Genomic DNA, 25,061 nt, shown 5'->3' on the forward strand with positions numbered 1-25,061 from the left:
AGCCGTGTGCAGCGCCATTGGAAGCCGGACTGCGACGAAACCACGCCGGGGGCGACGAAGCCGGCGCGGTCCGCCGCGAGCGCCGCGGTCAGTCGCGCGTGCGCACGCGCAGGTAGCGGGCGAAGCGTGGCGTGCCTTTCGCGGTCAGGCCGTTGTAGCGATAGGTGACCCATTGGCCTGGACGCGGCGGCTGCCGGCGCTCGGCGTCGGACAGACCGCTGCCCAGCGCGAAGCGGCGCCCGTGCGCGTCTTCCACCAGCAGCGCGCCGACCTGTCCGGCGTATTTGCCCTGGCCGGGGCGATAGCCGATGACCCGCGCTTCGGCATCGGCGACCGGCTTGTACTTCAACAGGCCGTCGCTGCGCCCGCCCACATATCGGCCATCCGTGCGATGCAGCATCAATCCTTCGCCGCCCGCGGCCACCACCGCGCGCAGCTGCGCATCGAGCGCGGCGCGGTTGGCGACGCGGGTCTGCGCGATGGCGCGCAGCGTTGGCGCATTCGTTGCGGCGACCAGAAGCCGCAGGCGCTGTGCGCGCTGCGCGAATACGCCGGCGTCGCCGGGCAGGTCGAACGCCATGAAGCGCATCTGCCGCCAGCCCGCTTCGTCCGGGCGCAGCGCCCGCACCAGATCGCTGGCGCGCTGGAACCGGCCGCGCGCGATCCACAGTTCCCCCTCGATGGCCTGTGCCGGCCAGCCGGCGGTGAACCAGCCGGGGGCATCGATGGGGTCGCCGTTGCGGGTCAGCAGCCGGCGGCCGTCCCAGCGGGCGCGCACGCCGTCGAGCTTTTCGCTGACCAGCCAGCCGGCGACATCGCCGACCTGGTGGAAGCGCGTCGCCAGCATCGGCGCCGGCAGTGGCGTTGCGGCGAGGGTGGGCGACGGCGACAGCAGGGCGGCCGACAGCAGCAGGGCAAGCAGGGCGGTGCGCGGTTCCATGGCGGCGCTCGATGTGGCGAGGGGCCAGCATCGTGCGCGGGCAGCGGCGGCGCCGTCGGCGCGCGGCGCGGTTTCCGGTCAGGCTTTGCCGCGGTTCAGGCGGAGCCGACGCGCTCGCGCACAGCCTGCATGTCGCGCACCGGGCGCACCTCGATGCTGCCGAAGCGCGCCCACGGGAACTGGCGGGCGATCTCCATGGCCTCGTCCATCGAGCCGGCTTCGATCAGGTTGAAGCCGGCCAGGAACTCGCGGGTTTCGGCGAACGGGCCATCGGTGATTCGCGCCAGGCCTTCGCGCACGCGCAGGGTGCGCGCGGTGTCCGGTTCCAGCAGCTGCTGCGAGCCGTGCAGGTGGCCGGCCTCGCGCAGGGCATCAGCCTTCTCGAAGCAGCCGCGCATCAGCCGGTCGTACTCGTCCTGCGGCAGTTCGGCCAGCAATGCCGGGTCGATGTGGATCAGGGTCAGGTATTGCATCGGGCGATCCGCGGTGGGAGCCGCCCGATGATGCCGAGGTCAGCGACCGCGCACAAACTGAATGCGGCAGCGGATTTTTTTTCACGCGGCGTGTCGATTCCGTCTGCTGCCATCCGTCGTGTTGCATGCAAGCGGGAAATCCCACGCCCGCGCGGAGACCGACATGAAAGTCATTGTGATGGTGAAGGCCACCGCCGATTCCGAAATCGGCGCAATGCCGAGCACGGAGCTGCTGGAGGCGATGGGCAGGTTCAACGAGGAGCTGGTGAACGCCGGCGTGATGCTGGCCGGCGAAGGGCTGCATCCCAGTTCGCGCGGCGTGCGCGTTGCTTTCGAGGGTCCGCAGCGGCGGGTAATCGACGGGCCCTTCGCCGAGACCCGCGAGCTGGTCGCCGGTTTCTGGCTGTGGCAGGTGCGTTCGCTGGACGAGGCGATCGAATGGGCCAAGCGCTGCCCCAACCCGATGCCCGGCCCGTCCGAACTGGAGATCCGCCCGATCTTCGAGGCCGAGGACTTCGGCGCTGAATTCACCGCCGAGCTGCGTGCGCAGGAAGACCGCCTGCGCGAGCGCCTCGGGCACTGATGACAATCGATTCGAGTACAGGAGAGCGCGTCATGAAAATCGTCACCAGCCTGAGCTTCCAGGGCCAATGCCGCGAAGCGTTCGAGTTCTATGCCGAGGTCCTGGGCGGCAGGATCACCGCCGCCATGCCGTATGCCGACGCGCCGCCGGACATGCCGATCACCGACGACAAGTACAAGACCTGGCTGATGCACTGCTGGCTGGAAGTCGGTGACCAGGCGTTGATGGGCGCCGACATGGACACCGCCTGGGCGCCCAACGTGGACAAGCCCAAGAACGGATTCGACGTCACCCTGCACACCGAAGATGCGAGCGAGGCCCGGTGCTGGTTCGATCGCCTGTCCGCGGGCGGCAAGACGGGAATGGCATTCGGCGAGACGTTCTGGTCGCCCGGCTTCGGTTCGCTGGTGGACCGGTTCGGCGTGCCGTGGATGATCAATGTCATTCCCGCCCCCGGCTGGAAGCCCGCGCAGGGCTGACCGCACATCCCGCCACCCACAGGAAAGGACCACCATGCCCCGCAATCTCTACGTCACCCTGCCGGTGAAGGACCTCGATCGCAGCGTCGATTTCTTCGAAGCGCTGGGGTTTTCGTTCAACCCCGACTTCACCAGCGAAAACGGCGCCGCGCTGGTCATCAACGACCGGACCAGCGTGATGCTGGTTGGCGAATCGTTCTTTTCCACCCTGTCCAAGGTGCCGATCACCGACCCGCGCAAAGCCACCGAGGCGCTATTCTCGCTGTCGCTGGACAGCCGCGAGCAGGTCGATGCGCTGGTGCGCAAGGCGATCGCCGCGGGTGCGACCGAAGGCCACGCGCCGGAAGACCTGGGCTTCATGTACTCGTGGGCCTTCGTCGACCTCGACGGCCACCAGTGGGGCGTGTTCCATATGGACATGTCGCAGATGCCGGCCCAGTAAGCGGGTGCTTGCGTGGCGGGGGCTGGCGATGGTGTCATCGGCGGGATGAAAGCCGATGACCTCCATCGCCGCCTCGATGCCCTGTGGCGGATGGAATCGCCGAAGCTGCTGGCGCGGCTGGCGCGCATCACCGGCAACATCGACACCGCCGAGGAGCTGGCGCAGGACGTGCTGCTGGCCGCGCTGGAGCGCTGGCCGCGCGAAGGCGTGCCGGATAATCCGGCCGCCTGGCTGATGACCGCGGCCAAGCACCGCGGGATCGATCACGTCCGCCAGCGCCAGCTGCATGCGCGCAAGCAGGACCAATTCGGCATCGAACTGACGCTGTACGGAGCCGACATGCAGGGCGACGATGCCCAGCGCTTCGCGGACGACGACATCGGCGACGACCTGCTGCGGCTGGTGTTCGCCAGCTGCCATCCGGTGCTGCCGATGGAATCGCGGGTGGCGCTGACCCTGCGCCTGCTGGGCGGGCTGTCGACGCCGGAGATCGCCCGCGCCTTCCTGCAGCAGGAAGCAACGGTGGCGCAGCGCATCGTCCGCGCCAAGCGCGCGCTGGCCTCGGCACGGGTGCCGTTCGAGGTGCCGCGAAAGGCAGAGCTGCCGGAGCGCCTCGATGCGGTGCTGGAGGTGCTGTACCTGGTCTTCAACGAAGGCTACGCCGCGACCAGCGGCGAGGACTGGATGCGCCCGGCGCTGTGCGAGGAGGCGCTGCGGCTGGGGCGGGTGCTGGCCGGGTTGCTGCCCACGGAGCCGGAGGTGTCCGGCCTGCTGGCGCTGATGGAACTGCAGGCCTCGCGCATTCCCGCGCGGACGCGGGCCGACGGCGCGCCGGTGCTGCTGGCCGAGCAGCACCGCGCGCGCTGGGACCGGCTGCAGATCCAGCGCGGCCTGCAGGCGCTGGAACATGCGCGCCAGCTGGGTGGAGCTGATGGCCCCTACGCGCTGCAGGCCGCGCTGGCCGCCTGCCATGCGCGTGCGTCGCGTTTCGAGGACACCGACTGGGCGAGGATCGCGGCGCTGTATGCGCGTTTGATGCGGGTGGCACCGTCGCCAGTGGTCGAACTCAATCGCGCGGTGGCGGTGGGCCGGGCGCAGGGCGCGGCGTCGGCGCTGCCGATCGTGGAGGCGCTGGCCTGCGATCCGAAGCTGCGTGACTACGCGCCGCTGCCGGCGGTGCGCGGCGACCTGTTGCAGCAGCTGGGCCGGCTGGATGAAGCGCGCACCGCCTTCGCACGCGCGGCGACGTTGACCGGCAATGCGCGCGAGCGCGAGGCGCTGCTGGCGCGCGCGGCCGCCTGCAGCGCATCCGCCTGAAACGACGAAGCCGCCCGCAGGCGGCTTCGCGTGCACCGCTGGCGGCGGTCAGCGGCTGGCGACCGGATCGCGGAACTCGCGGCGCAGCCAACTGTCGATCATGCGTTTTTCGTAGCGCAGCGGATCGGTGTCGTTGAACGGCGTGGCGTTGATGAGGAACGCCGGGTCGGTGATCCTGCGCTGCCCCTCCGCGAGCAGCTGGCCGCTGGCATCGAAGTGCTGGAACTGCACGGTCATGCGCGGCGGATAGATGTTGCGGATGATCCGCACGTTCTGCTGGTCCAGCCTGCGCCACGGCTCGTACTCGCCGGCGCGGTCCACGTCGACAATGGTGAACTGCAGGCGCTCGCCCGCCGGCAGCTGCGCCTCGGCGCGCTTGCGCATGTACTTGGCCAGGTCGGTCAGCCAGCTGCCGCGCTCGCTGTCGTAGCGGTTACGGCTGTAGCGCAGCTCGGCGAAGCTGGCGGGGTCGGCCCAGGCCACGGCGACCGGGCCGGTATCCGGCAGGGCCCGCGGCGCGTCGGCGGCCAGCATGCTGTCGCCGGCGGCAGCGCAGCCGGCCAAGGCAAGGGTCAGTGCAACTGCAGTGAGCTTGGCGTGCATGGACGTTCTCCGCTTGGGTCCATTCGCAGTGTGCGCCCGGCGCCACGCCTGCGGGAGGCCCGCGGGGCCGATCAGTCAGCCGGCGTTTCGGCTTCGCCGGCGCTATCCAGGAACCACGCTTCCACGTTGCCCTTGACCTTCATCGTCATCGGCATGCCGCGGCGGTCCAGCGCGCGGCCCGCCTGCACCCGCACCCAGCCCTCGCTGATGCAGTATTCCTCGACGTTGTTGCGCTCCACGCCGTTGAAGCGGATGCCGATGCCGCGCTCCAGCAGATCGGCGCCGTAGAACGGGCTGCGCGGGTCGTTGGAAAGGCGGTCGGGCGGGGTGTCGCGTGCGCTGTCGGTCATGGCGTGCGGTCGGCCTTGAGGGGCCGACAGCATACCGGAGCGGGCTCAGCGCAGCCGGCGCGAGACCGCGAAGAAGGCCAGGTTGCCCAGCCCCAGCGCGCCCACCAGCACCGCGATCACGCCGGGGGTGATGTCCTGCCAGCCGCGCGCCTCGACGATGCCGAAGCCCAGCGCCAGCGCCACCAGGGTGATGCCCCAGCGCAGCGAGGCCAGCCGGCGTGAAGTCTCATCGCCTTCCAGGATGCTGCGCACCAGCGACGGGTCGCCGTTGCTGGCCACCAGCTGCTTGCGCACGCGGGCATCGACCACCGCCTTGATGGAATAGGCGATGCAGGCGAACAGGGAAACCGGGATCAGCAATTCGAAGTTCATGGGTATGTCCTGGGTGGGAAGGTGCGTGATGCACCGCTCGGGCAAAGGGATACGGCCGGGCCATCGGCGGTTGCAGTCGTTTCGTCGCAAAAGACTTGCAACCGATGGGCAGCTACCCGTATCCCATGCGGGATGGATGCCGATCGCGCCCTTGTCGAAGCCGTGCTCGAAAACCGCCCCGGCGCGTTCGAGCAGCTGGTGCGCGACTACCAGGGCCTGTGCTGGCACGTGATCCAGCGCATGGTGCGGCACCCGGAGGACACCCGCGAGCTGTGCCAGGACGCGTTCCTGCGCGTGCACCGATACCTGCATCAGTACCGCTTCGACAGCCCGCTGAAGTCGTGGATCGGGCAAGTGGCCTATTCGGTTGCGAAGCGGCACCTGGAGCGCAAGCGCATCCCGCTGGCGGAGCCGGCGGGCGACGAGGACGGCGTGTCGCTGCTCGACAACGTGGGCGACGGCTTCGACCTGGCCGCCGCGCATGCCGGTGCCGAGGCCGAGCGCGAACTGCACGCCGCCATCGAGCGCCTGCCACCACTGCAGCGAACGATCCTCACGCTCTACCATCTGGAAGAGCTGCCGATCGGCGAGATCGCCGCCATCACCGGACTGGCCGACGGCACGATCAAGAGCCACCTGTTCCGCAGCCGCAACAGATTGCGCGAGCTGCTTGCCCCGCGCATCGGAGTCGCCGCATGAGCATCCAAGACCACGACCACGACCACGGCCGCGAACACGACCGGGCCGAGCCCGGCATCGACGCCCGCCGCTGGCAGGCCCAGGAGCGTGCCCGCCGTGGCGAGCCCGACGCCGACACTGGTGACCTGCGCATCGCCCGCGCCCTGCGTGACGCCCCGCCGGTGGCGCTGCCGCCGGACTTTGCCGCGCAGGTGGCGGCCCTGGCGCGCGCCCGACGCGAGGCCTCCACGCTGCTGGAGCAGCGCCTGCTGCGCGGGCTGGGCGCGGTGTTTGCGCTGTCGGCGGCGGGCGTGGTGGCTTGGTACGGCCGAGGTTGGGCCGCGGATCTGGCGCTGGTGCTGCCCGGCGGCCGCGATGCGCTGGGCTGGTGCGCAGCGGCGGCGCTGTGCCTGCTGGCCAACTGGGGAATGGGTGGGCTGCGACGGCGGGCATCGGCGGTTGGCTGATCCCGGTGCGCCGACCGTTGCCGGATCGCGTTTGCCGTTGATCGCGTCTGCCCCGCAGGCGCCGGAACGCGGCCATCGCGTTGATCGTCTGGCCGGGTCCGGGACGCCTGCGCGGTAGACTTTGCGCATGTCATCCAGCCAGCGCGACAACCCCCTCGAAGCCCTGCTGCACCCCTTTGCCGATGGCCTGCTGCAGCGGCCGGAAGCCGGCAGCGTGCTGTTCCTGCGTGCCCGCGAGGGCGCGGCCCTGCACGCGGCGCGCCCGCCCGGGCTGGCCGCGACCCAGCCGTTCCGGCCGGAGGCCGTGCGCCTGCAGCGCCTCGGCATCGACCTGCTGGACGAGGACGCCTTGCCGGAGGCGACATACCCGCTGGTGCTGGTGCTGCCGCCACGCCAGCGCGAAGAAGCACGCGCGCTGCTGGCGAAGGCCTGCGCGGCGGTCGCGCCGGGCGGCAGGGTGGTGGCGTCGGTGGCCAACGACGAGGGCGCGAAATCGCGCGAGGCTGATCTGAAACAGCTGGCCTGCGGCAGCGTCAGCTCGCTGAGCAAATACCATTGCCGCACGTTCTGGACCCAGCCGGATACCGCCTGCGACAAGGCGCTGCTGGCGCAGTGGCGGCAGCTGGATGCCCCGCGCCGGGTCGCCGCGCAGGATGTGCCCGGTGAAGGTTTCCTGAGCCGGCCCGGCGTGTTCGCCTGGGACCGCGTGGACGCCGCTTCGGCGATGTTGGCCGCCGTGTTGCCGGCTGACCTGCATGGCCGCGTGGCTGACTTCGGCGCCGGCTGGGGCTATCTGTCGATGCAGCTGCTGGCGCGCTGCCCGCGCATTGCCTCGCTGGATCTGTTCGAAGCCGACGCGCGCGCGCTGGCGCTGGCGCGGCGCAACCTCGCCGATGCCAGGGTGCCGGTGAACCTGCATTGGCACGATGTCGAAGCGGGCGTGCCGGGACGTTTCGACGCCATCGTCTGCAACCCGCCATTCCATGCGCTGGGGCGCGGTGATCGCCCCGACATCGGTCGCGCCTTCATCGCCGCCGCCGCGGCTGCGCTGGCACCCGGCGGCAGCCTGTGGCTGGTCGCCAACCGCCATCTTCCCTACGAGGATGCGCTGGGCGCGGGCTTCGCGCAGGTGCGCAGCGTGGCGCAGAACGGCGGCTTCAAGATCGTGCATGCGGTGAAGGCATGAAGCTGCTGAAACACCTCGCCAACCTCGGCTACGGCAGCCGCAAGGACGTGCAGTGGCTGTTCCGCGAAGGCCGCATCAGCAACGCCGCCGGCGAGGTGTTGTACGCGGACGATCCGCTCGATCACGACGCCGTGCGCGTTGACGGCGAGCCGCTGGATCCGCCGCCGGGCATGCTGCTGATGTTGCACAAGCCGGTGGACTACACCTGTTCCACCAAGGATCGCGGGCGGGTGGTGTACGACCTGTTGCCGCCGCGCTACCGCCTGCGCAGCCCGGCGCTTTCGACGGTGGGGCGGCTCGACCGCGATACTTCCGGCCTGCTGCTGCTGACCGACGACGGCCAGCTGCTGCACCGGATCATCGCGCCCAAATCCAAGCTGCCGAAGGTCTACCTGGCGACGCTGGCGGATGACCTGCGCGGCGACGAGGGGGCGGTCTTCGCCAGCGGCACGCTGATGCTCGAAGGCGAGAAGACCCCGCTGCTGCCGGCGAGGCTCGAGGTGCTGGGTCCGCGCAGCGCGCGGCTGACCCTGCACGAGGGGCGCTACCACCAGGTGCGGCGGATGTTCGCCGCGGTCGGCAACCACGTCGCGGCGCTGCATCGCGAGCGGGTGGGTGGGCTTGCGCTGGACGATCTGCCGGCGGGCGAATGGCGGATGTTGGGTGAGGGTGACCGCGAACAGCTGTTCGCGACCTGATCCGCGGCTTCGCCGGTCAATGCGTTGCTTTGTCAGCCAGCAGCGCGCGGAACCCCTCGAATCCTAACTCCCGCACAGTCGCGATGTTGCGTTCGATGATGGCATCGGGCTCCGGATACGCAGCCACCGCACGGTCGATGCTGGCTTCGCGGAGCAGGTGCAGGATCGGCCAGGGGGCGCGGTTGGTGAGGTTGGCCGGGTCGTCCGGCGCGCTGTCTGCGAACTGGTAGTCGGGATGGAAGCTGGCAACCTGCAGCACGCCGTCCAGGTCCATCGCCTCGACCAGGCCGTCGGCGTCGTCGAGGAAGTCGTTGTAGTCCAGGAAGTCGCCCAGCACCTGCGGATGCACCAGCAGGGTGGTGTCGATGGTCTCCGCCGGGGTGTCGCGCAACAGCGCCAGCTCCTCGCCGAGCTGCTCCAGCAGCGCGCGCTCGGTGGTCGCGTCGCTGACCACGATCCGCACCTGCTGCTTTGCATGCACCGCCTTCGCGAACGGGCACAGATTCAGCCCGATCACCGCTCGCTCCAGCCAGCGGCGGACGTCAGCTTCGATGGTTCCGGCGTCTGGTGCGGCGTCCTGGGGGTTGTCAGTCGTCGCGCCTGGTGGATGTCTGCGCGAATCAGTCACGGAAATTGTCGAACTGCAGCGGCAGCTCGAATTCCTGCGCGCGCAGCAGCGCCATCGCCGCCTGCAGGTCATCGCGCTTCTTGCCGGTGACGCGCAGCTTGTCGCCGTTGATCTGGGAGTCGACCTTCAGCTTGGCGTCCTTGAGCGCGCCCTGGATCTTCTTGGCCAGCTCGCGCTCGATGCCCTGCTTGACCGTGACCTTCTGGCGCGCGCCGGCCAGGTTGGTCTCGATGTCGCCGAACTCCAGGCAGCGCACGTCGATCTTCCGCGCGATCAGCCGCGCGCGCAGGATGTCGGTCATCTGCTGCAGCTGGAAATCGCTGGGCGCGGACTGGCTGATGACGTTCCCATCGAGGACGAACTTGGCGTCCACGCCCTTGAAGTCGAACCGGGTGGTCAGCTCGCGGCTGGCCTGGTCCACCGCGTTGGTGAGTTCGTGGGTATCCACTTCGGAGACGATGTCGAAAGAAGGCATGGCATTCGGCACGGTGACGGGGCGGGCAGGTTACCGCATGCTGGGTGGATGCCGATGCCCCCCACGACGCCTGACCCGCACCCACGCCGCGCCATCTGGCTGATGCTGGCCTCGGTGGCGCTGTTCTCGCTGATGGATGCGGGGCTGAAGACGCTGGCTGCGCACTACCCGCCGTTCCAGGTGGCGGCACTGCGCGGCCTGTCCTCGCTGCCGCTGGTGCTGGCTTGGGCGCTGGCCACCGCCGGCCCGCGCGCGCTGCTGCGGGTACGCTGGCCGCTGCACCTGCTGCGCGGCGCGCTGGGCATCGCGATGATGGCGAGCTTCGTGTACGCGCTGAAGACGCTGCCGCTGTCCACGGCCTATTCGATCTTCTTCGTCGCGCCGCTGCTGATCACTGCACTGTCGGTGCCGTTTCTCGGCGAACGGGTGGGGCCGCGGCGCTGGACGGCGATCGGCATCGGCCTGCTCGGCGTGCTGGTGGTGCTGCGGCCGACCGGGCAGGGCATGCTCACGCTGGCCGGTGGCGCGGTGCTGCTGGCCGCCTTCGGCTATGCGGTGTCGGCGATCACCGTGCGGGTGCTGGCGCGTACCGACAGCACGCAGGCGATCACCTTCTGGCTGCTGGCGTTGATGGCGCTGGGCGCGGGCGCGCTGGCCGCGCCAGGTTGGGTGCCGCTAGGCGGCGAGCATCTGTGGATCGTCGCCGCGATCGGCGTGGCCGGTGCGCTGGGCCAGTACGCCATCACCGAGGCGTTCCGGGTGGGCGAAGCCTCGCTGGTCGCGCCGCTGGAATACACCGCGCTGGTCTGGGGCGTGGGCCTGGACCTGCTGGTCTGGGGCGTGTTGCCGGATGCCGTCACCTGGGCCGGTGCCGGCATCATCATTGCCAGCGGGCTGTACCTGTTGCGCCGCGAGCGGGTACACGTGGAGGCCGAGCACCCCTAATTTCGCCGGGGGTGGAATTGGCGGTTTTCGCGGGCGCAGCGACGTTTTTCGTGTGAATACTGGGTGCATCAATAAATTGCCCGGATAAAACATGAGAATTGCTGCGCTGCGATTTGTGGCGGGCGCCGCGATATGTTCCCATGGCGCTTTCCCCACGAGCGGAGTTCCGGCCATGGCCGAGCTGAAGGAAGCGCGCGTCCCCGACATCGGCGGGCACGGTGACGTGCCGGTGATCGAACTGCTGGTCAAGCCCGGCGACACCGTGGCCAAGGATCAGGGCCTGGTCACGCTGGAGTCCGACAAGGCGACGATGGAAGTGCCGTCGCCGTTCGCCGGCGTGATCAAGGAGGTCAAGGTGAAGCTGGGCGACACCGTGTCCGAGGGCGCGGTGGTGGCGGTCATCGAAGCTGCCGATGCCGCGCCAGCCGTCGCCGCGCCGGCCGCGCCGGCTCCCACGCCAGCGCCAGCGGCTGAAGCGCCGAAGCCTGCCCCTGCACCTGCACCTGCCCCGGTGGTGGTCGAAAGCGGCGCGCCGGTACCGGCCTTGGCGCCGGTGGCCGAACCCGGCCAGCCGGGCATCCCGCCGATGCGCTTCGAGGCCGACGCGGTGCTGCCGGCCAAGGTGCCCTACGCCAGCCCGGCGGTGCGGTTGTTCGCGCGCGAGCTGGGCGTGGACCTCGGGCAGGTCAGCGGCAGCGAGCGCGGTGGCCGCATCTCCAGGGAAGACGTGCAGAAATTCGTCAAGGCGGCGCTGGCCGGCGGCATCGCCGCGCCGGTGGCGGCTTCCGGCGCTGGCGGCGGGCTCAACCTCATCCCGTGGCCGAAGGTGGATTTCGCCAAGTTCGGCGCCATCGAAACCAGGCCGCTGTCGCGCATCCAGAAGATTTCCGGCGCCAACCTCGCGCGGAACTGGGCAATGATCCCGCACGTCACCCAGCACGACGATGCCGACATCACCGAGCTGGAAGCGTTGCGCGTTGCGCTCAACGAGGAGAACGCCAAGGCCATCGCCGCGGGCAAGGCCGGCAAGCTGACCATGCTGGCCTTCCTGATCAAGGCCTGCGTGGCGGCGCTGCAGAAATTCCCGACCTTCAATGCTTCGCTGGACGGCGACAACCTCGTCCTCAAGCAGTATTTCCACATCGGTTTCGCCGCCGACACCCCGAACGGGCTGGTGGTGCCGGTGCTGCGCGACGCCGACCAGAAGGGCGTCGCCCAGATCGCGAAGGAAATGGGCGAACTGGCGGCGCTGGCGCGCGACGGCAAGCTCAAGCCCGAGCAGATGCAGGGCGGCTGCTTCACCATCAGCTCGCTGGGCGGTATCGGCGGCACCGCGTTCACGCCGATCATCAATGCGCCGGAAGTGGCCATCCTCGGCGTGTCCAAGTCGGAAATGAAGCCGGTCTGGAACGGCGAGAAGTTCAAGCCGCGGCTGATGCTGCCGCTGTCGCTGAGCTATGACCACCGGGTGATCGACGGCGCCGCTGCCGCGCGTTTCACCGCCTACCTCGCACAACTGCTGGGAGATCTTCGGCGTGCGGTCCTGTAACGGCGATTGCCGCCTTGGCCCGACCCATCGCGAACCGGGCGTCCCCGCGTACACGCATGGGGATGCGACCGGGCGCATCGCTGGTTGTTGCACGGCCCGTCCCGCCGACCCAGGTAGCGGTCGCCGGGGCATGACAACAAGGATTGCTTGATGCTGACCACGCAAGACGATAAGGCGCGCCTGTTGATCCGCCCCCTGGAGCCTGCGGATCTGGCCGGGGTTGTGGCGCTGTCCGTGCGCGTCTATGGCTCCGGATACAGCCAGGACATGGTGCGCGGGCAACTGGGCCACTTTCCGGAAGGCCAGTTCGTCGCGGAGTACGACGGCACCATCGTCGGCCATTGCGCCACCTTCCGCATCGACGAGGCCACCGCGATGGCGCCGCACACGTGGCGTGAAATCACCGCAGGTGGCTATGCGGCCCGCCACGATCCGCATGGCGACTGGCTGTACGGCATGGAAGTCTGCGTGCACCCGGATTATCGCGGACTGCGCATCGGCCGTCGCCTGTATGACCTGCGCAAGAAGCTGTGCCAGTCACTGCAGTTGAAGGGCATCGTGTTCGTGGGCCGCTTGCCGGGGCTCAAGCGCAAGTTGCGCCAGCACGGCAGCGTGGAGGCTTACGTGGCAGCGGTGGAATCCGCGCAGGTGCGCGATGCCACCCTCAGTTTCCAGTTGCGCAACGGGTTCGTGGCGCAGGGCGTGATGCGGGACTACCTGCCCAGCGACGCCGATTCGATGGGCCATGGCGTGCGCCTGATCTGGCGCAACCCCAAGCGGTCGGAGAACGCGGTGGTTCGCCTGCAGCAGGAGCGGGGCGCGCTGCCGGACAGGGTGCGCGTGGCCACGGTGCAATACCAGCAGCGCCGCATCGCGGACTTCGCCGAGTTCGCGCAGCAGGTCGAGTACTTCGTCGACATCGCCGCCGACTACCGCAGCGACTTCGTGGTATTCCCGGAGTTGTTCACCCTGCAATTGCTGTCGGTCGCCAACGCGCCACTGTCGCCAGCGGATTCGCTGCGCACGCTGACGCAGTACACGGAGCAGTTCCGCGAGCTGCTCAAGCGCCTCGCGGTGGCCTACAACATCAACATCATCGGTGGCTCGCACCCGACCTACGTGGAGGACGGCGACATCCACAACGTCTGCTACGTGGCGCTGCGCGACGGCTCCCTGCACACCCAGGAAAAACTGCATCCCACGCCGAACGAGCGTCACTGGTGGAAGATCGCAGGGGGCGAGCGCGCCGCAGCGATCCTTACCGACTGCGGCCCGATCGGGGTGATGATCTGCTACGACTCCGAGTTCCCCGAACTGGCGCGGCACCTCATCGACCAAGGCGCGCTGCTGCTGTTCGTGCCGTTCTGCACCGATATCCGCCAGGGCTACCTGCGGGTGCGCTACTGCTGCCAGGCGCGGGCGGTCGAGAACCAGTGCTACGTCATTACCTCGGGCAACGTCGGCAACCTGCCGGGGGTCAACAATTTCGACATCCAGTACGCGCAGAGCGGGATCTTCACTCCCTGCGACTTTCCGTTCCCGCCGGACGGCATCGCCGCGCTGTGCACCGAGAACACCGAGCAGGTCGCGTTCGCCGACCTGCGGCTGGACACGCTGGTCGAGTTCCGTGCGAATGGCACGGTGCTCAACCTCAAGGATCGCCGCCACGACCTGTACCAGACCACCTGGGCAGTGAAAGACAACCACGAGTGACTGGGAGCTGACATGGGCAATCCAATCGAAGTACGCGTCCCCGACATCGGTGGCCATGCCGAGGTCCCGGTCATCGAGGTCCTGGTCGCGGTCGGCGACACGGTGAAGAAGGACCAGGGCCTGGTCACCCTGGAATCCGACAAGGCGACCATGGAAGTGCCTGCGATCGCCGATGGCGTGGTCAAGGCGCTGAAGGTGAAGCTGGGCGATACGGTGTCGGAAGGCAGCGTGATCGCGCTCATCGAGAGTGCGGCGGGCGAGGGCGCGGGTGGCGAAGCCGCGGCGAAGCCGGCTGCGCCGGCAGCGGCGAAGGTCGATGCACCGGCACCGGCACCGGCAGCGCCGGCGGCGAAGACGGAACCGGTAGCGCCTGCGCCGGAGGCTGTTGCATCGTCCGGCCGCAAGGCCGACATCGAATGCGCGATGGTGGTGATCGGCGCCGGCCCCGGCGGCTATACCGCCGCGTTCCGCAGCGCCGACCTCGGCCTCGACACCGTGCTGATCGAGCGCTACGCCAGCCTTGGCGGTGTCTGCCTCAACGTCGGCTGCATCCCGTCGAAGGCGCTGCTGCATGCCGCCGACGTGATCGAGCAGGCCGCGCACGCCAGCGAATACGGCGTGGACTTCGGCAAGCCCAAGATCAGCATCGACAAGCTGCGCGAGTACAAGGACAAGGTCGTCGGCCAGCTCACCAAGGGGCTGGCCGGCATGGCCAAGCAGCGCAAGGTGCGCACGGTGCAGGGCGTGGCGAAGTTCGTCAGCGCCAACGAGCTGGAAATCATCGATGCCGCAGGCAAGGTCCAGCTGCTGCGCTTCGTCCACTGCATCATCGCCGCGGGCAGCCAGCCGGTGAAGCTGCCGTCGTTCCCGTGGGGCGACGCGCGGATCATGGATTCCACCGACGCGCTCGACCTCGCCGAGGTGCCGAAAAAGCTGCTGGTCGTCGGCGGCGGCATCATCGGGCTGGAAATGGCCACGGTCTATCGCGCGCTGGGCGCCGAGGTCACCGTGGTCGAGTTCATGCCGCAGCTGATCCCCGGCGCCGACGCCGATCTGGTCAAGCCGCTGTCCGAGCGCCTGAAAAAGCAGGGCGTCGCCATCCACCTCAAGACCAAGGTGGTGGAGGCGAAGGCCTCGAAGAACGGGATCACCTGCACGTTCGAGGGCGAGTCCATTCCCGACGGCAAGCTGTTCGACCGCGTGCTGGTGGCGGTGGGTCGCAGCGCCAACGGCGGCAAGCTCGATGCCGACAAAGCCGGTGTGCACGTGGGTGAGCGCGGCTTGATCCCGGTGGATGCGCAGATGCGCACCAGCATGCCGCACATCTTCGCCATCGGCGACCTGGTTGGCCAGCCGATGCTGGCGCACAAGGCCAGCCACGAAGGCAAGCTCGCCGCTGAAGTCGCCGCCGGCCAGAAGAAGGAGTGGGTGGCGCGGGTGATTCCGTCGGTGGCCTATACCGATCCGGAAATCGCATGGGTCGGCGTCACCGAAACCGAGGCGAAAGCCAAGGGGCTGAAGGTCGGCGTCGGCAAGTTCCCGTGGGCGGCCTCGGGCCGCGCGATCGGCCTGTCGCGCACGGAGGGCTTCACCAAGCTGGTGTTCGACGAGGACACCCATCGCGTGATCGGCGGCGGGATAGTGGGGGTGCACGCCGGCGAGCTGATCTCGGAAGTCGCGCTGGCCATCGAGATGGGCTGCGAGGTACACGACATCGGCCATACCATCCACCCGCACCCCACCTTGGGCGAGTCGGTGGGCATGGCGGCCGAGGTCTACGACGGCAGCATCACCGACCTGTACATCCCGAAGAAGAAGTAGGCGGTTCGATCCGCCATGCAGCATCGACAACGGCGCGGGCCCAGGTCCGCGCCGTTTTTTGCTTCAGGCGCTGAAGCCATCATGGTGCGACAGGTCGTTGCCGGCGCGACGGGTCTCGATCCGTCTCCACACTTTTTCATGGAAGTGGAACACCACGGTGTTGCATGCCGGTTCCACCAGCGCCAGCGCGCCGCCGACCAGCCAGCTGCCGGTCATCAGCCAGCCCACCGAGAACGCCACCAGGAAATGCAGGCCCGCAAAGCTCAGGGTCTTGCGCATCGGAATTCCTGCAATTGAGAGTCATTCGCATTATTGCACGTACAAGACGCCCGATCCAGTCACAATCCGTGATCGTGGCGATTGCCGCCACGCATGTCCGGCGGCCGAAAAAAGGAAGCCCCGGCCGGGGATGGGCCGGGGCTTCGGGCGTCCGCAGGGGATCTGACGAGGAATTTGCGGGCGCTGCAGGTTGTGACCGGGCCCACGCTTGGAAGTTCCGGTGCATCCACACGGCTTTTGGCGGTTGCCGCTGAAAAAGAGCGCCTGCTATAATTCGGCGGCTTCGCAGGACGGTTTTCGCAACCGCCCTGCGATTCCGTGCCGATACCGGCTGATCTTGCAGGGAATGTCCGCGTGCTCAATTCCGTCAACGCGGGCTGGCGGCTGGCGCTGCGGGTGGTGGTCTTCCAGATCATCGCCACGCTGGCGACGGCAGCGGCCTGCTACATCAGCGGCCCGCGCGCCGCCCTCGCCGCACTGGCGGGTGGGGGTGCGATGGCGCTGGGCAGCCTGTTGGCGGCCTGGGGCGCCTTCGGTGGCGGGGTTGCCGGTGCCGGCGTGGCGCTGGGGCGCCTGCTGCTGGGCACCGCGGTGAAATGGCTGGTCGTCATCGTCGGGCTGTATCTGGCGATGGCGGTGTGGAAACTGCCGGCGGTGCCGGTATTGGCTGGGGCGGCGATGGCCGCGGCCGCCTTCGTGGTTTCGATGAAATTCGTGGCACAGCGCAGTACGACGAGGACGAACGCGTGATCCTGGAATCAATGGGACTGGCACCTGAAGGCGGCGACACCGGTGGTGGCCTGACTGCCTACATCGTCCACCACCTGACCCACAACACCAAGCAGTTCTCGTTCGGCGCGGTCCACATGGACTCGTGGGTGGTGGCGCTTTCGCTGGGCCTGCTTGCCAGCTTCTGGCTGTGGTGGTACGCCCGCAAGGCGACCGCCGGCGTGCCATCGAAGGGGCAGGCGTTCGTGGAGCTGGTGGTCGAGTTCGTCGACTCCGAGGTGAAGAACACCTTCCACGGCGACCGCCGCTTCATTGCGCCGCTGGCGCTGACCATCTTCGTCTGGGTGGTCTTCATGAACGCGATGGATCTGCTGCCGCTGGATATCCCCAGCGCCGCCGTGCAGGCCATCGCCGGCGAGGACGTCGCGCACCACACCTATTTCCGCTGGGTGCCGACTGCCGACATCAACACCACCTTCGCGATGTCATTCACCGTCCTGCTGCTGATCATCTTCTATTCGATCAAGGCCAAGGGCGGCTGGGGCTTCACCAAGGAGCTGTTCACCGCGCCGTTCCACGCCGAGGGTACCTTTGCCAAGATCGTGCTGGCGCTGCCGAACCTGTTCCTCAACGTGGTCGAGTACCTGTCCAAGCCGGTCAGCCTGGGCATGCGGTTGTTCGGCAACATGTACGCCGGCGAGCTGGTGTTCATGCTGATCGCGGGCCTGTTCGTGTCCTGGTTCACCTTCCTGCCGGGCATCGTGTTCCAGTCGATGTGGGCGATCTTCCACATCCTGATCATCCTGCTGCAGGCCTACATCTTCATGGTGCTGACCGTCGTCTACCTGGCGATGGCGCACGAGCACCACTGATCCATCGCTGTACCCGGTTCCGTTTCACCTTCCGTCGTTCCACCTTCAATTCACCGCAAGCACCGCAACTGGAGATCCACCATGGAATTCATCGCCCAAGTCCAGGCCTACACCGCCATCGCCATCGGCATCATCGTCGGCCTGGGTGCCCTCGCCGCCGCCCTCGGCATCGGCATCATGGGCAGCAAGTTCCTCGAGTCCGCCGCCCGCCAGCCGGAGCTGGTGCCGATGCTGCAGGGCCGCATGTTCCTGCTCGCCGGCCTGATCGACGCGGCGTTCCTGATCGGCGTCGGCGTGGCGATGATGTTCGCGTTCGCCAACCCGCTGCTGGCCGCCGTGCAGGCTGCCGCCGGCGCCTGATCGCGTCGCATGGTGGAGGTGCGCGCCGCCTGCGGGTGGCGCGCGCCGGCAACATCGCGCCGCGGCATGTCGCCGCGGCGCAGCCTTGAAGAACGCCCCGCAGCGCCGGGTCTTCTGAAACGTCAGGTCACGACATGAATCCGAATATCACCCTGCTGGGCCAGATGATCAGCTTCGCGATCCTCATCTGGTTCTCCGTCAAGTTCATCTGGCCGCCCCTGATCAAGGCGATCGAGGAGCGCCAGCAGAAGATCGCCGAAGGCCTGGCCGCCGCCGACAACGCGCAGAAGAACCTCGCGCAGGCCGACGCCAAGGTCGCCGACGAACTGAAGGCTGCCCGCGCCAAGGCCAACGAAATCATCGAGCAGGCCCACCAGCGCGCCAATGCGCTGATCGATGCGGCCAAGGCCGATGCGATCGCCGAAGGCACGCGCCAGAAGGCGCTGGCCGAAGCCGAGATCGAGGCTGCCGCCAACCGTGCCAAGGAAGACCTGCGCAAGCAGGTGTCCCTGCTCGCCGTCACCGGCGCCGAGAAGCTGCTCAAGCGCGAGATCAACGCCAACGACCAGAAGGCGCTGATCGACGAGCTGGCCGCGCAGCTCTGAGGCCCGACCGATGAGCCAGGCCCTCACTCTTGCCCGTCCCTACGCCCGCGCCGCCTTCGCGGTGGCGCGCGAGGCCGGCGCGCTGCCAGGTTGGTCCGCCGCGCTGGCTTTCGCCGCCCGCGTCGCTGCCGAGCCGCAGGTCGCCGTGCTGCTGGACAACCCGAAGCTGACCCGCGCCGACGTGATTGCGCTGCTGTCGCCCGATGGCGCACAGGACGCGTTCCACAACCTGCTTGGGCTGCTGTTCGACAACCGCCGGCTGCCGCTGCTGCCGGAGATCGTCGGCCTGTTCGACGAGTTGCGCTTCGAAGCCGAGCGCGTGGTGCGCGCGAAGGTCACTTCCGCCGCAACGCTGGCGGAAGCGGAGCTTGCGACGATCAAGGCCGCGCTGCGCAAGCGCTTCGGCCGCGAGGTCGAGCTCGAGACGGCGATCGACGAAAGCCTGATCGGCGGTGCGCTGATCGATGCCGGCGACGTCGTCATCGACGGCTCGATCAAGGGCAAGCTGGAGCGCCTGCAGTCGGCGCTGTCGAACTAATTCATTTGCATACGCGGGCGGCAACGCCGGCACCAAGGAAACCAAGATGGCCACCACCACGCTCAACCCGTCCGAAATCAGCGAACTGATCAAGACCCGCATCGAGAAGGTCGCGCTCGCCGCCGAAGCCCGCAACGAAGGCACCGTGACCTCGGTGTCCGACGGCATCGTGCGCATCCACGGCCTGGCCGACGTGATGCAGGGCGAAATGATCGAACTGCCGGGCGGTACCACCGCGCTGGCGCTGAACCTGGAGCGCGACTCGGTGGGCGCGGTGGTGCTGGGCGACTACGAGCACCTGCGCGAAGGCGACGTGGCCAAGACCACCGGCCAGATCCTGTCGGTGCCGACCGGCCCCGAGCTGCTGGGTCGCGTGGTCAACGCGCTGGGCGAGCCGATCGACGGCAAGGGCCCGATCGACGCCAAGACCCATTCGCCGGTGGAAACCATCGCCCCGGGCGTGATCTGGCGCAAGTCGGTCGACCAGCCGGTGCAGACCGGCTACAAGTCGGTCGACAGCATGATCCCGATCGGCCGTGGCCAGCGCGAGCTGATCATCGGTGACCGCCAGACCGGCAAGACCGCGCTGGCGATCGACGCGATCATCAACCAGAAGAACTCCGGCATCCGCTGCGTGTACGTGGCGATCGGCCAGAAGAACAGCACCATCGCCAACATCGTGCGCAAGCTGGAAGAGTTCGGCGCGATGGCCTACACCACCGTGGTCGCCGCCTCGGCCTCCGAATCGGCCGCGATGCAGTACATCAGCGCCTACTCCGGCTGCGCGATGGGCGAGTACTTCCGCGACCGCGGCGAAGACGCGCTGATCGTGTACGACGATCTGTCCAAGCAGGCCGTGGCCTACCGCCAGATCTCGCTGCTGCTGCGCCGCCCGCCGGGCCGCGAAGCGTATCCGGGCGACGTGTTCTACCTCCACTCCCGCCTGCTCGAGCGCGCCGCGCGCGTGTCCGAGGACTACGTCGAGAAGTTCACCAATGGCGCGGTGAAGGGCAAGACCGGTTCGCTGACCGCGCTGCCGATCATCGAGACCCAGGCCGGCGACGTGTCCGCGTTCGTGCCGACCACCGTGATCTCGATCACCGACGGCCAGATCTTCCTCGAGACCGACCTGTTCAACGCCGGCATCCGCCCGGCCGTGAACGCCGGCATCTCGGTGTCGCGCGTGGGTGGCGCGGCGCAGACCAAGATCATGAAGAAGCTGTCCGGCGGCATCCGGATCGCGCTGGCGCAGTACCGCGAGCTTGCCGCGTTCGCGCAGTTCGCCTCGGACCTGGACGACGCCACCCGCAAGCAGCTCGAGCGCGGCCAGCGCGTCACCGAGCTGATGAAGCAGAAGCAGTACGCGCCGATGTCGGTGGCGCAGCAGGCGCTGTCGATCTACGCGGTCGACAAGGCCTATCTGGACGACGTGCCGGTGGGCAAGGTGCTGGCGTTCGAGGAAGGCCTGCAGGCCCACTTCGCCAATACCGCCGGCGAGCTGATTGCGCAGATCGATGCCACCGGCAACTGGAATGACGACATCGAGGCCGCTTTCAAGAAGGGCATCGAAGAGTTCAAGACCACCGGCAGCTGGTAATCCAGGCATCCATGTAGGAGGGGCTTCAGCCCCGACCGGATATGGCAGTCGCGGCTGAAGCCGCTCCTACAGAACAGCAGCAGCGAGAGAAGAGATGGCAGGCGGACGCGAAATCAAAACCAAGATCAAGAGCGTGCAGAACACCCGCAAGGTGACGCGCGCGCTTGAAATGGTCTCGGCCTCCAAGATCCGCAAGGCGCAGGACCGTATGAAGGCTTCGCGCCCCTATGCGCGGGCGATGAAGCAGCTGATCGGCCACCTGGCGCAGGCCAACACCGACTACCGCCATCCGTACCTGGTCCAGCGCGCCGACATCAAGCGCGTCGGCTACGTCGTGGTGTCGTCGGACCGTGGCCTGGCCGGCGGCCTGAACAACAACATGTTCCGCAAGCTGCTGGTCGAGTTCCGTGCGCTGCAGGAGCAGGGCATCGAAGTCGACGTGGTCACCATCGGCCAGAAGGCCTCGGTGTTCTTCCGCCGGATCAAGGTCGGCATGCTGGGCTCGGTGACCCATCTCGGCGACGCGCCGAAGCTGGAGCAGCTGATTGGCGTGATCAAGGTGATGCTGGACGCCTACACCGACGGCAAGGTCGACAAGGTGTTCCTGGCGTACAACGACTTCGTCAACACCATGACCCAGAAGGCCACCTTCGACCAGCTGCTGCCGCTGCCGCCGGCGGAAACGCAGATGGCCAAGCACGAATGGGACTACATCTACGAGCCGGACGCGGAATCCGTGCTGGAGCACGTGCTGACCCGCTACATCGAGTCGCTGGTGTACCAGGCGGTGATGGAGAACGTGGCTTCCGAGCATGCCGCGCGCATGGTCGCGATGAAGGCCGCGAGCGACAACGCCAGCAAGCTGATCGACACCCTGAACCTCGTCTACAACAAGGCGCGCCAGGCGGCGATCACCCAGGAAATTTCCGAGATCGTTGGCGGCGCCGCCGCGGTTTGAAACCAATTCCTGTAGGAGCGGCCTGCGCCGCGACCGGGAAAAGTTCGCGGCGCAGGCCGCTCCTACAAAGCAGCATTAGATAGTCTTGAGGAAACAACCATGAGCAACCAGGGCAAGGTCGTACAGATCATCGGCGCGGTCGTCGACGTCGAATTCCCGCGCGAGAGCGTGCCGAGGGTGTACGACGCGCTGAAGGTGCAGAACACCGCCATCACGCTGGAAGTGCAGCAGCAGCTGGGCGACGGCGTGGTGCGCACGATCGCCCTCGGCTCGACCGACGGCCTGAAGCGCAACCTGATTGCCGAGAACACCGGCCGCGCGATCTCGGTGCCGGTCGGCATCGGCACGCTGGGCCGCATCATGGACGTGCTGGGCAACCCGATCGACGAAGCCGGTCCGGTGCAGGCCGACACCACCTGGGAAATCCACCGTGCGGCGCCGTCGTACGAAGACCAGGCCTCGACCACCGAGCTGCTGGAAACCGGCATCAAGGTGATCGACCTGATGTGCCCGTTCGCCAAGGGCGGCAAGGTCGGCCTGTTCGGCGGCGCCGGCGTGGGCAAGACCGTCAACATGATGGAACTGATCAACAACATCGCGACCGAACACAGCGGCCTGTCGGTGTTCGCCGGCGTGGGCGAGCGCACCCGCGAAGGAAACGACTTCTACCACGAGATGCAGGAGTCGGGCGTCGTCAACGTGCAGGAACACGCCAAGTCCAAGGTGGCGATGGTGTACGGCCAGATGAACGAGCCGCCGGGCAACCGCCTGCGCGTCGCGCTGACCGGCCTGACCATGGCCGAGTACTTCCGCGACGAAGGCCGCGACGTGCTGCTGTTCGTGGACAACATCTACCGCTACACCCTGGCCGGTACCGAAGTGTCGGCGTTGCTGGGCCGCATGCCGTCGGCGGTGGGTTACCAGCCGACCCTGGCCGAGGAAATGGGCGTTCTGCAGGAGCGCATCACCTCGACCAAGAAGGGCTCCATCACCTCGATCCAGGCCGTGTACGTGCCCGCGGACGACCTGACCGACCCGTCGCCGGCGACCACCTTCGCCCACCTCGACGCCACCGTCGTGCTGTCGCGCAACATCGCGTCCCTGGGCATCTACCCGGCGGTCGACCCGCTGGACTCGACCAGCCGCCAGCTGGATCCGAACGTGATCGGCAACGAGCACTACGACACCGCGCGCAAGGTCCAGGCGACGCTGCAGAAGTACAAGGAACTGAAGGACATCATCGCGATCCTGGGCATGGACGAGCTGTCCGAAGAGGACAAGCAGGCCGTGTCGCGCGCGCGCAAGATCGAGCGCTTCTTCAGCCAGCCCTTCCACGTGGCCGAAGTGTTCACCGGCTCGCCCGGCAAGTACGTGCCGCTGAAGGAAACCATCCGCGGCTTCAAGGGCATCGTCGACGGCGACTACGACCACCTGCCGGAACAGGCGTTCTACATGGTCGGCTCGATCGAAGAAGCGGTCGAGAAGGCCAAGAAGATCGCGGCTTAAGGAATCGTCATGGCATCCACCATCCGTTGCGACATCGTCAGCGCCGAAGCCGAGATCTTCCACGGTGAAGCCGAACTGGTCGTCGCCACCGGCGAGCTGGGCGAGCTGGGCATCGCGCCCAAGCACGCCCCGCTGATCACCCGCTTGAAGCCGGGCAAGGTCGTGGTGACCCTGCCGGGCGGCGAGAAGCTGGACTTCGCGATTTCCGGCGGCATGCTGGAAGTGCAGCCGACGGTGGTGACTGTGCTGGCCGACACCGCGATCCGCGCCGACGAGATCGACGAGGCCGCGGTGCGTTCCGCCAAGGAAGAAGCCGAGCGCATCATCGCCCGTCGCGGCGAGGCGATGGAAATCGCCGAAGCGCAGCAGCGCCTGGCCGAGGTTACCGCGCAGCTGCAGGCGCTGGAGCGCCTGCGCAAGAACCTGCGCCACTGATCCAGGCTTGCCGGCGGCTGAATGCAAAACCCCGCTCCTGCGGGGTTTTGCTTTTTTTGTGCATCGGGCGCGCTGTCGTTCATGCGCCATCTCCACGCCGGTGCGATCATCATGGGCCTACGTCCCGTCGGGAGAACCACCATGCGTTCCATCCGAGTTCTTGCCTGCGCCCTGCTGGCCGCCGCCACGCTGGGGCTTTCCGCCTGCGCCACCGGCCCCACGGTGCGCACCGACGGCGATCCGACCGCCAGTTTCGCCCAGTACCGCACCTGGGGCTTCTACAAGCCGGTCGCGATGGAGCAGTCCGGCTACTCCAGCTGGATCTCCGAGCGCATCCGCGCCGACGTGCGCCGCGAAATGGAGGCGCGTGGCTACCGCTATGTCGCCGAAGGCGGCGACTTGCTGGTCAATTTCCAGGGCGTGGTGGAAGACCGCACCGCCGTCTGGAGCATGCCGCGCACCGACGTGCAGTGGTTCTACAGCTATCGCCACCGAAGCTATGTCGCCGTGCCGTTCTGGTACGACGAAACCCAGGTGCGCAACTACCGCGAAGGCACCCTGACCGTCGACCTGGTCGACGGCAAGCGCAACCGCATGGTGTGGACGGGCGCGGCCAGCGCGCCGGCGGCAGGCAGCAAGACGCCGCCGGAAAAGCGCATGGCCGACATCGACCGCGCCATCGCCGCGATCTTCGCCAAGTATCCGCATCGGGCCACGCCGTAAGCGCCTGAGGCAGCGGCGGCATAGCGATGGGAACGGCATCCTGGCGCGCCCGGCGCTGGCGCGTCGTCGCCAGGCGTCACCCGTCCGCGTTCCTGCTGGCGGCGCAGCTGCTGAGCCTGCTGGTCTATCCGCTGATGGACGACGGCAGCGGTGGGCGCCTGCTGTTCGGCGCGGTCGCGTTGGTGGTGGTGCCGCTGGCGTTGTGGGTGGTGATGCGCAGCCCGCTGATGAACTGGATCGGCTGGCTGCTGGCGATCCCCGCGATGGCGTTGACGGTGCTGGGCGTGCTGTTCGGATACGATGCACTGCTGCCGCTTTCGGCCTTGCTGGAAGCGGCCCTGTATTTCTATGCGGCGGGCGGCCTGATCGCCTACATGCTGCGGGACCACAAGGTGACGGCCGACGAACTGTTCGCCGCGGGCGCCACCTTCACCCTGCTGGCCTGGGGTTTCGGATACGCCTATCTGGCCTGCCAGGCCTGGAATCCGGGCAGCTTCACCGGCATCGAGCCGGAGCGGCAGCGGCGCTGGCTCGACCTGCTGTTCTACAGTTTCAGCAACCTGTCCGCGACCGGCCTGGGCGACACCCTGCCGATGACCGCGCCGGCGAAAGTGCTGACCATGCTGGAGCAGTTCGCCGGCGTGGGCTACATCGCCACCGTGGTATCGCGGTTGATCGGCTTGACCATCCTCCGCCACGACCGGCGCGACTGAAGTCGCGCTGGCGAACGGCGCGGCGGT

The 25,061-nt window shown here is 67.9% G+C and carries 31 protein-coding genes; 23 read left to right on the forward strand and 8 right to left on the reverse strand.

Translation table 11 applies throughout. From position 1 onward, the window contains the following. Positions 1–88 precede the first annotated feature (88 nt). Both E5S66_RS03520 and E5S66_RS03525 read right to left on the reverse strand, forming a co-directional pair. Positions 89–940, reverse strand: coding sequence for a DNA ligase (locus E5S66_RS03520; protein ID WP_138347526.1), 852 nt, complete (start codon positions 938–940; stop codon positions 89–91). A gap of 95 nt (positions 941–1,035) precedes the next feature. Next, positions 1,036–1,413, reverse strand: coding sequence for a YciI family protein (locus E5S66_RS03525; protein WP_138347528.1), 378 nt, complete (start codon positions 1,411–1,413; stop codon positions 1,036–1,038). A 163-nt stretch (positions 1,414–1,576) separates the two neighbouring features. Between E5S66_RS03525 and E5S66_RS03530 the strand changes: the two genes are divergently transcribed. Genes E5S66_RS03530 through E5S66_RS03545 form a run of 4 tightly spaced genes read left to right on the forward strand, consistent with a single transcriptional unit; the run spans position 1,577 to position 4,234 of the window. Further along, a complete protein-coding gene (locus E5S66_RS03530) occupies positions 1,577–1,996 on the forward strand; it encodes a YciI family protein (protein WP_138347530.1) in 420 nt (139 codons plus the stop codon). Positions 1,997–2,028: 32 nt separating this feature from the next. After that, positions 2,029–2,475 carry a VOC family protein gene (locus tag E5S66_RS03535; RefSeq protein WP_138347532.1) on the forward strand — a complete coding sequence of 149 codons (447 nt, stop codon included), beginning with the start codon at positions 2,029–2,031 and terminating at the stop codon, positions 2,473–2,475. Between the two features lie 34 nt (positions 2,476–2,509). Further along, complete coding sequence (locus tag E5S66_RS03540) at positions 2,510–2,917, forward strand: VOC family protein (protein ID WP_138347534.1); 408 nt, start codon at positions 2,510–2,512, stop codon at positions 2,915–2,917. Positions 2,918–2,962: 45 nt separating this feature from the next. Further along, on the forward strand, positions 2,963–4,234 hold the full coding sequence (locus E5S66_RS03545; protein WP_138347536.1) for an RNA polymerase sigma factor: 1,272 nt from the start codon (positions 2,963–2,965) through the stop codon (positions 4,232–4,234). A gap of 48 nt (positions 4,235–4,282) precedes the next feature. On the opposite strand, the gene E5S66_RS03550 is transcribed toward E5S66_RS03545, so the two are convergent. The 3 genes from E5S66_RS03550 to E5S66_RS03560 form a co-directional block, all read right to left on the reverse strand. Beyond that, complete coding sequence (locus tag E5S66_RS03550; RefSeq protein WP_138347538.1) at positions 4,283–4,837, reverse strand: DUF3016 domain-containing protein; 555 nt, start codon at positions 4,835–4,837, stop codon at positions 4,283–4,285. 71 nt (positions 4,838–4,908) lie between these two features. Continuing rightward, positions 4,909–5,187: a DUF3297 family protein gene (locus tag E5S66_RS03555; RefSeq protein ID WP_138347540.1), complete on the reverse strand. Its 279-nt coding sequence runs from the start codon at positions 5,185–5,187 to the stop codon at positions 4,909–4,911. A 45-nt stretch (positions 5,188–5,232) separates the two neighbouring features. Beyond that, positions 5,233–5,559 (reverse strand): hypothetical protein, encoded by a 327-nt coding sequence (locus E5S66_RS03560; protein ID WP_138347542.1) that lies wholly within the window; start codon positions 5,557–5,559, stop codon positions 5,233–5,235. Positions 5,560–5,691: 132 nt separating this feature from the next. Between E5S66_RS03560 and E5S66_RS03565 the strand changes: the two genes are divergently transcribed. The 4 genes from E5S66_RS03565 to E5S66_RS03580 all read left to right on the forward strand — a co-directional run bounded on the left by E5S66_RS03565 (position 5,692) and on the right by E5S66_RS03580 (position 8,588). Continuing rightward, the gene (locus tag E5S66_RS03565; RefSeq protein WP_138347544.1) at positions 5,692–6,258 is read left to right on the forward strand and encodes an RNA polymerase sigma factor; all 567 of its coding nucleotides are present in this window, start codon (positions 5,692–5,694) and stop codon (positions 6,256–6,258) included. Beyond that, the gene (locus tag E5S66_RS03570; RefSeq protein ID WP_138347546.1) at positions 6,255–6,704 is read left to right on the forward strand and encodes a hypothetical protein; all 450 of its coding nucleotides are present in this window, start codon (positions 6,255–6,257) and stop codon (positions 6,702–6,704) included. Before E5S66_RS03565 ends, E5S66_RS03570 begins: the two co-directional genes overlap by 4 nt. Positions 6,705–6,831: 127 nt before the next feature. After that, on the forward strand, positions 6,832–7,890 hold the full coding sequence (locus E5S66_RS03575; protein ID WP_138347548.1) for a class I SAM-dependent methyltransferase: 1,059 nt from the start codon (positions 6,832–6,834) through the stop codon (positions 7,888–7,890). Next, positions 7,887–8,588, forward strand: coding sequence for a pseudouridine synthase (locus E5S66_RS03580; RefSeq protein WP_138347550.1), 702 nt, complete (start codon positions 7,887–7,889; stop codon positions 8,586–8,588). The genes E5S66_RS03575 and E5S66_RS03580 overlap by 4 nt, the downstream gene beginning before the upstream one ends. Positions 8,589–8,604: 16 nt before the next feature. Here the strand turns inward: E5S66_RS03580 and E5S66_RS03585 are convergent, their stop codons facing one another. Beyond that, a complete protein-coding gene (locus E5S66_RS03585; RefSeq protein WP_246037140.1) occupies positions 8,605–9,141 on the reverse strand; it encodes a DUF1415 domain-containing protein in 537 nt (178 codons plus the stop codon). Positions 9,142–9,208: 67 nt separating this feature from the next. Continuing rightward, positions 9,209–9,691, reverse strand: a complete 483-nt coding sequence (locus E5S66_RS03590; protein ID WP_138347554.1) for a YajQ family cyclic di-GMP-binding protein — start codon at positions 9,689–9,691, stop codon at positions 9,209–9,211. A 54-nt stretch (positions 9,692–9,745) separates the two neighbouring features. Here E5S66_RS03590 and E5S66_RS03595 point away from each other — a divergent pair, with 54 nt between their 5' ends. From E5S66_RS03595 to lpdA, 4 genes are all read left to right on the forward strand, one after another. Next, positions 9,746–10,636, forward strand: coding sequence for a DMT family transporter (locus E5S66_RS03595; protein ID WP_246037141.1), 891 nt, complete (start codon positions 9,746–9,748; stop codon positions 10,634–10,636). Between the two features lie 91 nt (positions 10,637–10,727). After that, a complete protein-coding gene (gene aceF / locus E5S66_RS03600; RefSeq protein WP_138347556.1) occupies positions 10,728–12,185 on the forward strand; it encodes a dihydrolipoyllysine-residue acetyltransferase in 1,458 nt (485 codons plus the stop codon). A gap of 147 nt (positions 12,186–12,332) precedes the next feature. Then, a complete protein-coding gene (locus E5S66_RS03605; protein ID WP_138347558.1) occupies positions 12,333–13,898 on the forward strand; it encodes a GNAT family N-acetyltransferase in 1,566 nt (521 codons plus the stop codon). Between the two features lie 12 nt (positions 13,899–13,910). Further along, on the forward strand, positions 13,911–15,719 hold the full coding sequence (lpdA, locus tag E5S66_RS03610) for a dihydrolipoyl dehydrogenase (RefSeq protein ID WP_138347559.1): 1,809 nt from the start codon (positions 13,911–13,913) through the stop codon (positions 15,717–15,719). Between the two features lie 63 nt (positions 15,720–15,782). Here lpdA and E5S66_RS03615 read toward each other — a convergent pair whose 3' ends face one another. Further along, on the reverse strand, positions 15,783–15,998 hold the full coding sequence (locus E5S66_RS03615) for a DUF2061 domain-containing protein (protein ID WP_138347561.1): 216 nt from the start codon (positions 15,996–15,998) through the stop codon (positions 15,783–15,785). Positions 15,999–16,352: 354 nt separating this feature from the next. Between E5S66_RS03615 and E5S66_RS03620 the strand changes: the two genes are divergently transcribed. The 11 genes from E5S66_RS03620 to E5S66_RS03670 all read left to right on the forward strand — a co-directional run bounded on the left by E5S66_RS03620 (position 16,353) and on the right by E5S66_RS03670 (position 25,034). Beyond that, entirely contained in the window at positions 16,353–16,748 is a 396-nt protein-coding gene (locus E5S66_RS03620) for an ATP synthase subunit I (RefSeq protein ID WP_171033461.1), read from the forward strand. An 11-nt stretch (positions 16,749–16,759) separates the two neighbouring features. After that, positions 16,760–17,599 carry a F0F1 ATP synthase subunit A gene (gene atpB, locus E5S66_RS03625; protein WP_138347841.1) on the forward strand — a complete coding sequence of 280 codons (840 nt, stop codon included), beginning with the start codon at positions 16,760–16,762 and terminating at the stop codon, positions 17,597–17,599. Between the two features lie 81 nt (positions 17,600–17,680). Continuing rightward, positions 17,681–17,959, forward strand: a complete 279-nt coding sequence (gene atpE, locus E5S66_RS03630; protein ID WP_028838711.1) for a F0F1 ATP synthase subunit C — start codon at positions 17,681–17,683, stop codon at positions 17,957–17,959. Positions 17,960–18,093: 134 nt separating this feature from the next. Next, a complete protein-coding gene (locus tag E5S66_RS03635) occupies positions 18,094–18,564 on the forward strand; it encodes a F0F1 ATP synthase subunit B (RefSeq protein ID WP_028838712.1) in 471 nt (156 codons plus the stop codon). 10 nt (positions 18,565–18,574) lie between these two features. After that, positions 18,575–19,102: a F0F1 ATP synthase subunit delta gene (locus E5S66_RS03640; protein ID WP_138347565.1), complete on the forward strand. Its 528-nt coding sequence runs from the start codon at positions 18,575–18,577 to the stop codon at positions 19,100–19,102. Between the two features lie 46 nt (positions 19,103–19,148). Next, positions 19,149–20,699 carry a F0F1 ATP synthase subunit alpha gene (atpA, locus tag E5S66_RS03645; protein WP_138347567.1) on the forward strand — a complete coding sequence of 517 codons (1,551 nt, stop codon included), beginning with the start codon at positions 19,149–19,151 and terminating at the stop codon, positions 20,697–20,699. Between the two features lie 94 nt (positions 20,700–20,793). Next, positions 20,794–21,657, forward strand: coding sequence for a F0F1 ATP synthase subunit gamma (atpG, locus tag E5S66_RS03650; RefSeq protein WP_138347569.1), 864 nt, complete (start codon positions 20,794–20,796; stop codon positions 21,655–21,657). A 99-nt stretch (positions 21,658–21,756) separates the two neighbouring features. After that, the gene (gene atpD / locus E5S66_RS03655; protein WP_028838716.1) at positions 21,757–23,163 is read left to right on the forward strand and encodes a F0F1 ATP synthase subunit beta; all 1,407 of its coding nucleotides are present in this window, start codon (positions 21,757–21,759) and stop codon (positions 23,161–23,163) included. A 9-nt stretch (positions 23,164–23,172) separates the two neighbouring features. After that, positions 23,173–23,598, forward strand: a complete 426-nt coding sequence (locus tag E5S66_RS03660) for a F0F1 ATP synthase subunit epsilon (protein WP_028838717.1) — start codon at positions 23,173–23,175, stop codon at positions 23,596–23,598. Between the two features lie 141 nt (positions 23,599–23,739). Beyond that, positions 23,740–24,321, forward strand: a complete 582-nt coding sequence (locus tag E5S66_RS03665) for a DUF4136 domain-containing protein (RefSeq protein ID WP_138347571.1) — start codon at positions 23,740–23,742, stop codon at positions 24,319–24,321. A gap of 26 nt (positions 24,322–24,347) precedes the next feature. Beyond that, on the forward strand, positions 24,348–25,034 hold the full coding sequence (locus tag E5S66_RS03670; protein WP_138347573.1) for an ion channel: 687 nt from the start codon (positions 24,348–24,350) through the stop codon (positions 25,032–25,034). Positions 25,035–25,061 lie beyond the last annotated feature (27 nt).

This window comes from Thermomonas fusca (assembly GCF_005862345.1).
GTDB classification, from domain to species: domain Bacteria; phylum Pseudomonadota; class Gammaproteobacteria; order Xanthomonadales; family Xanthomonadaceae; genus Thermomonas; species Thermomonas fusca.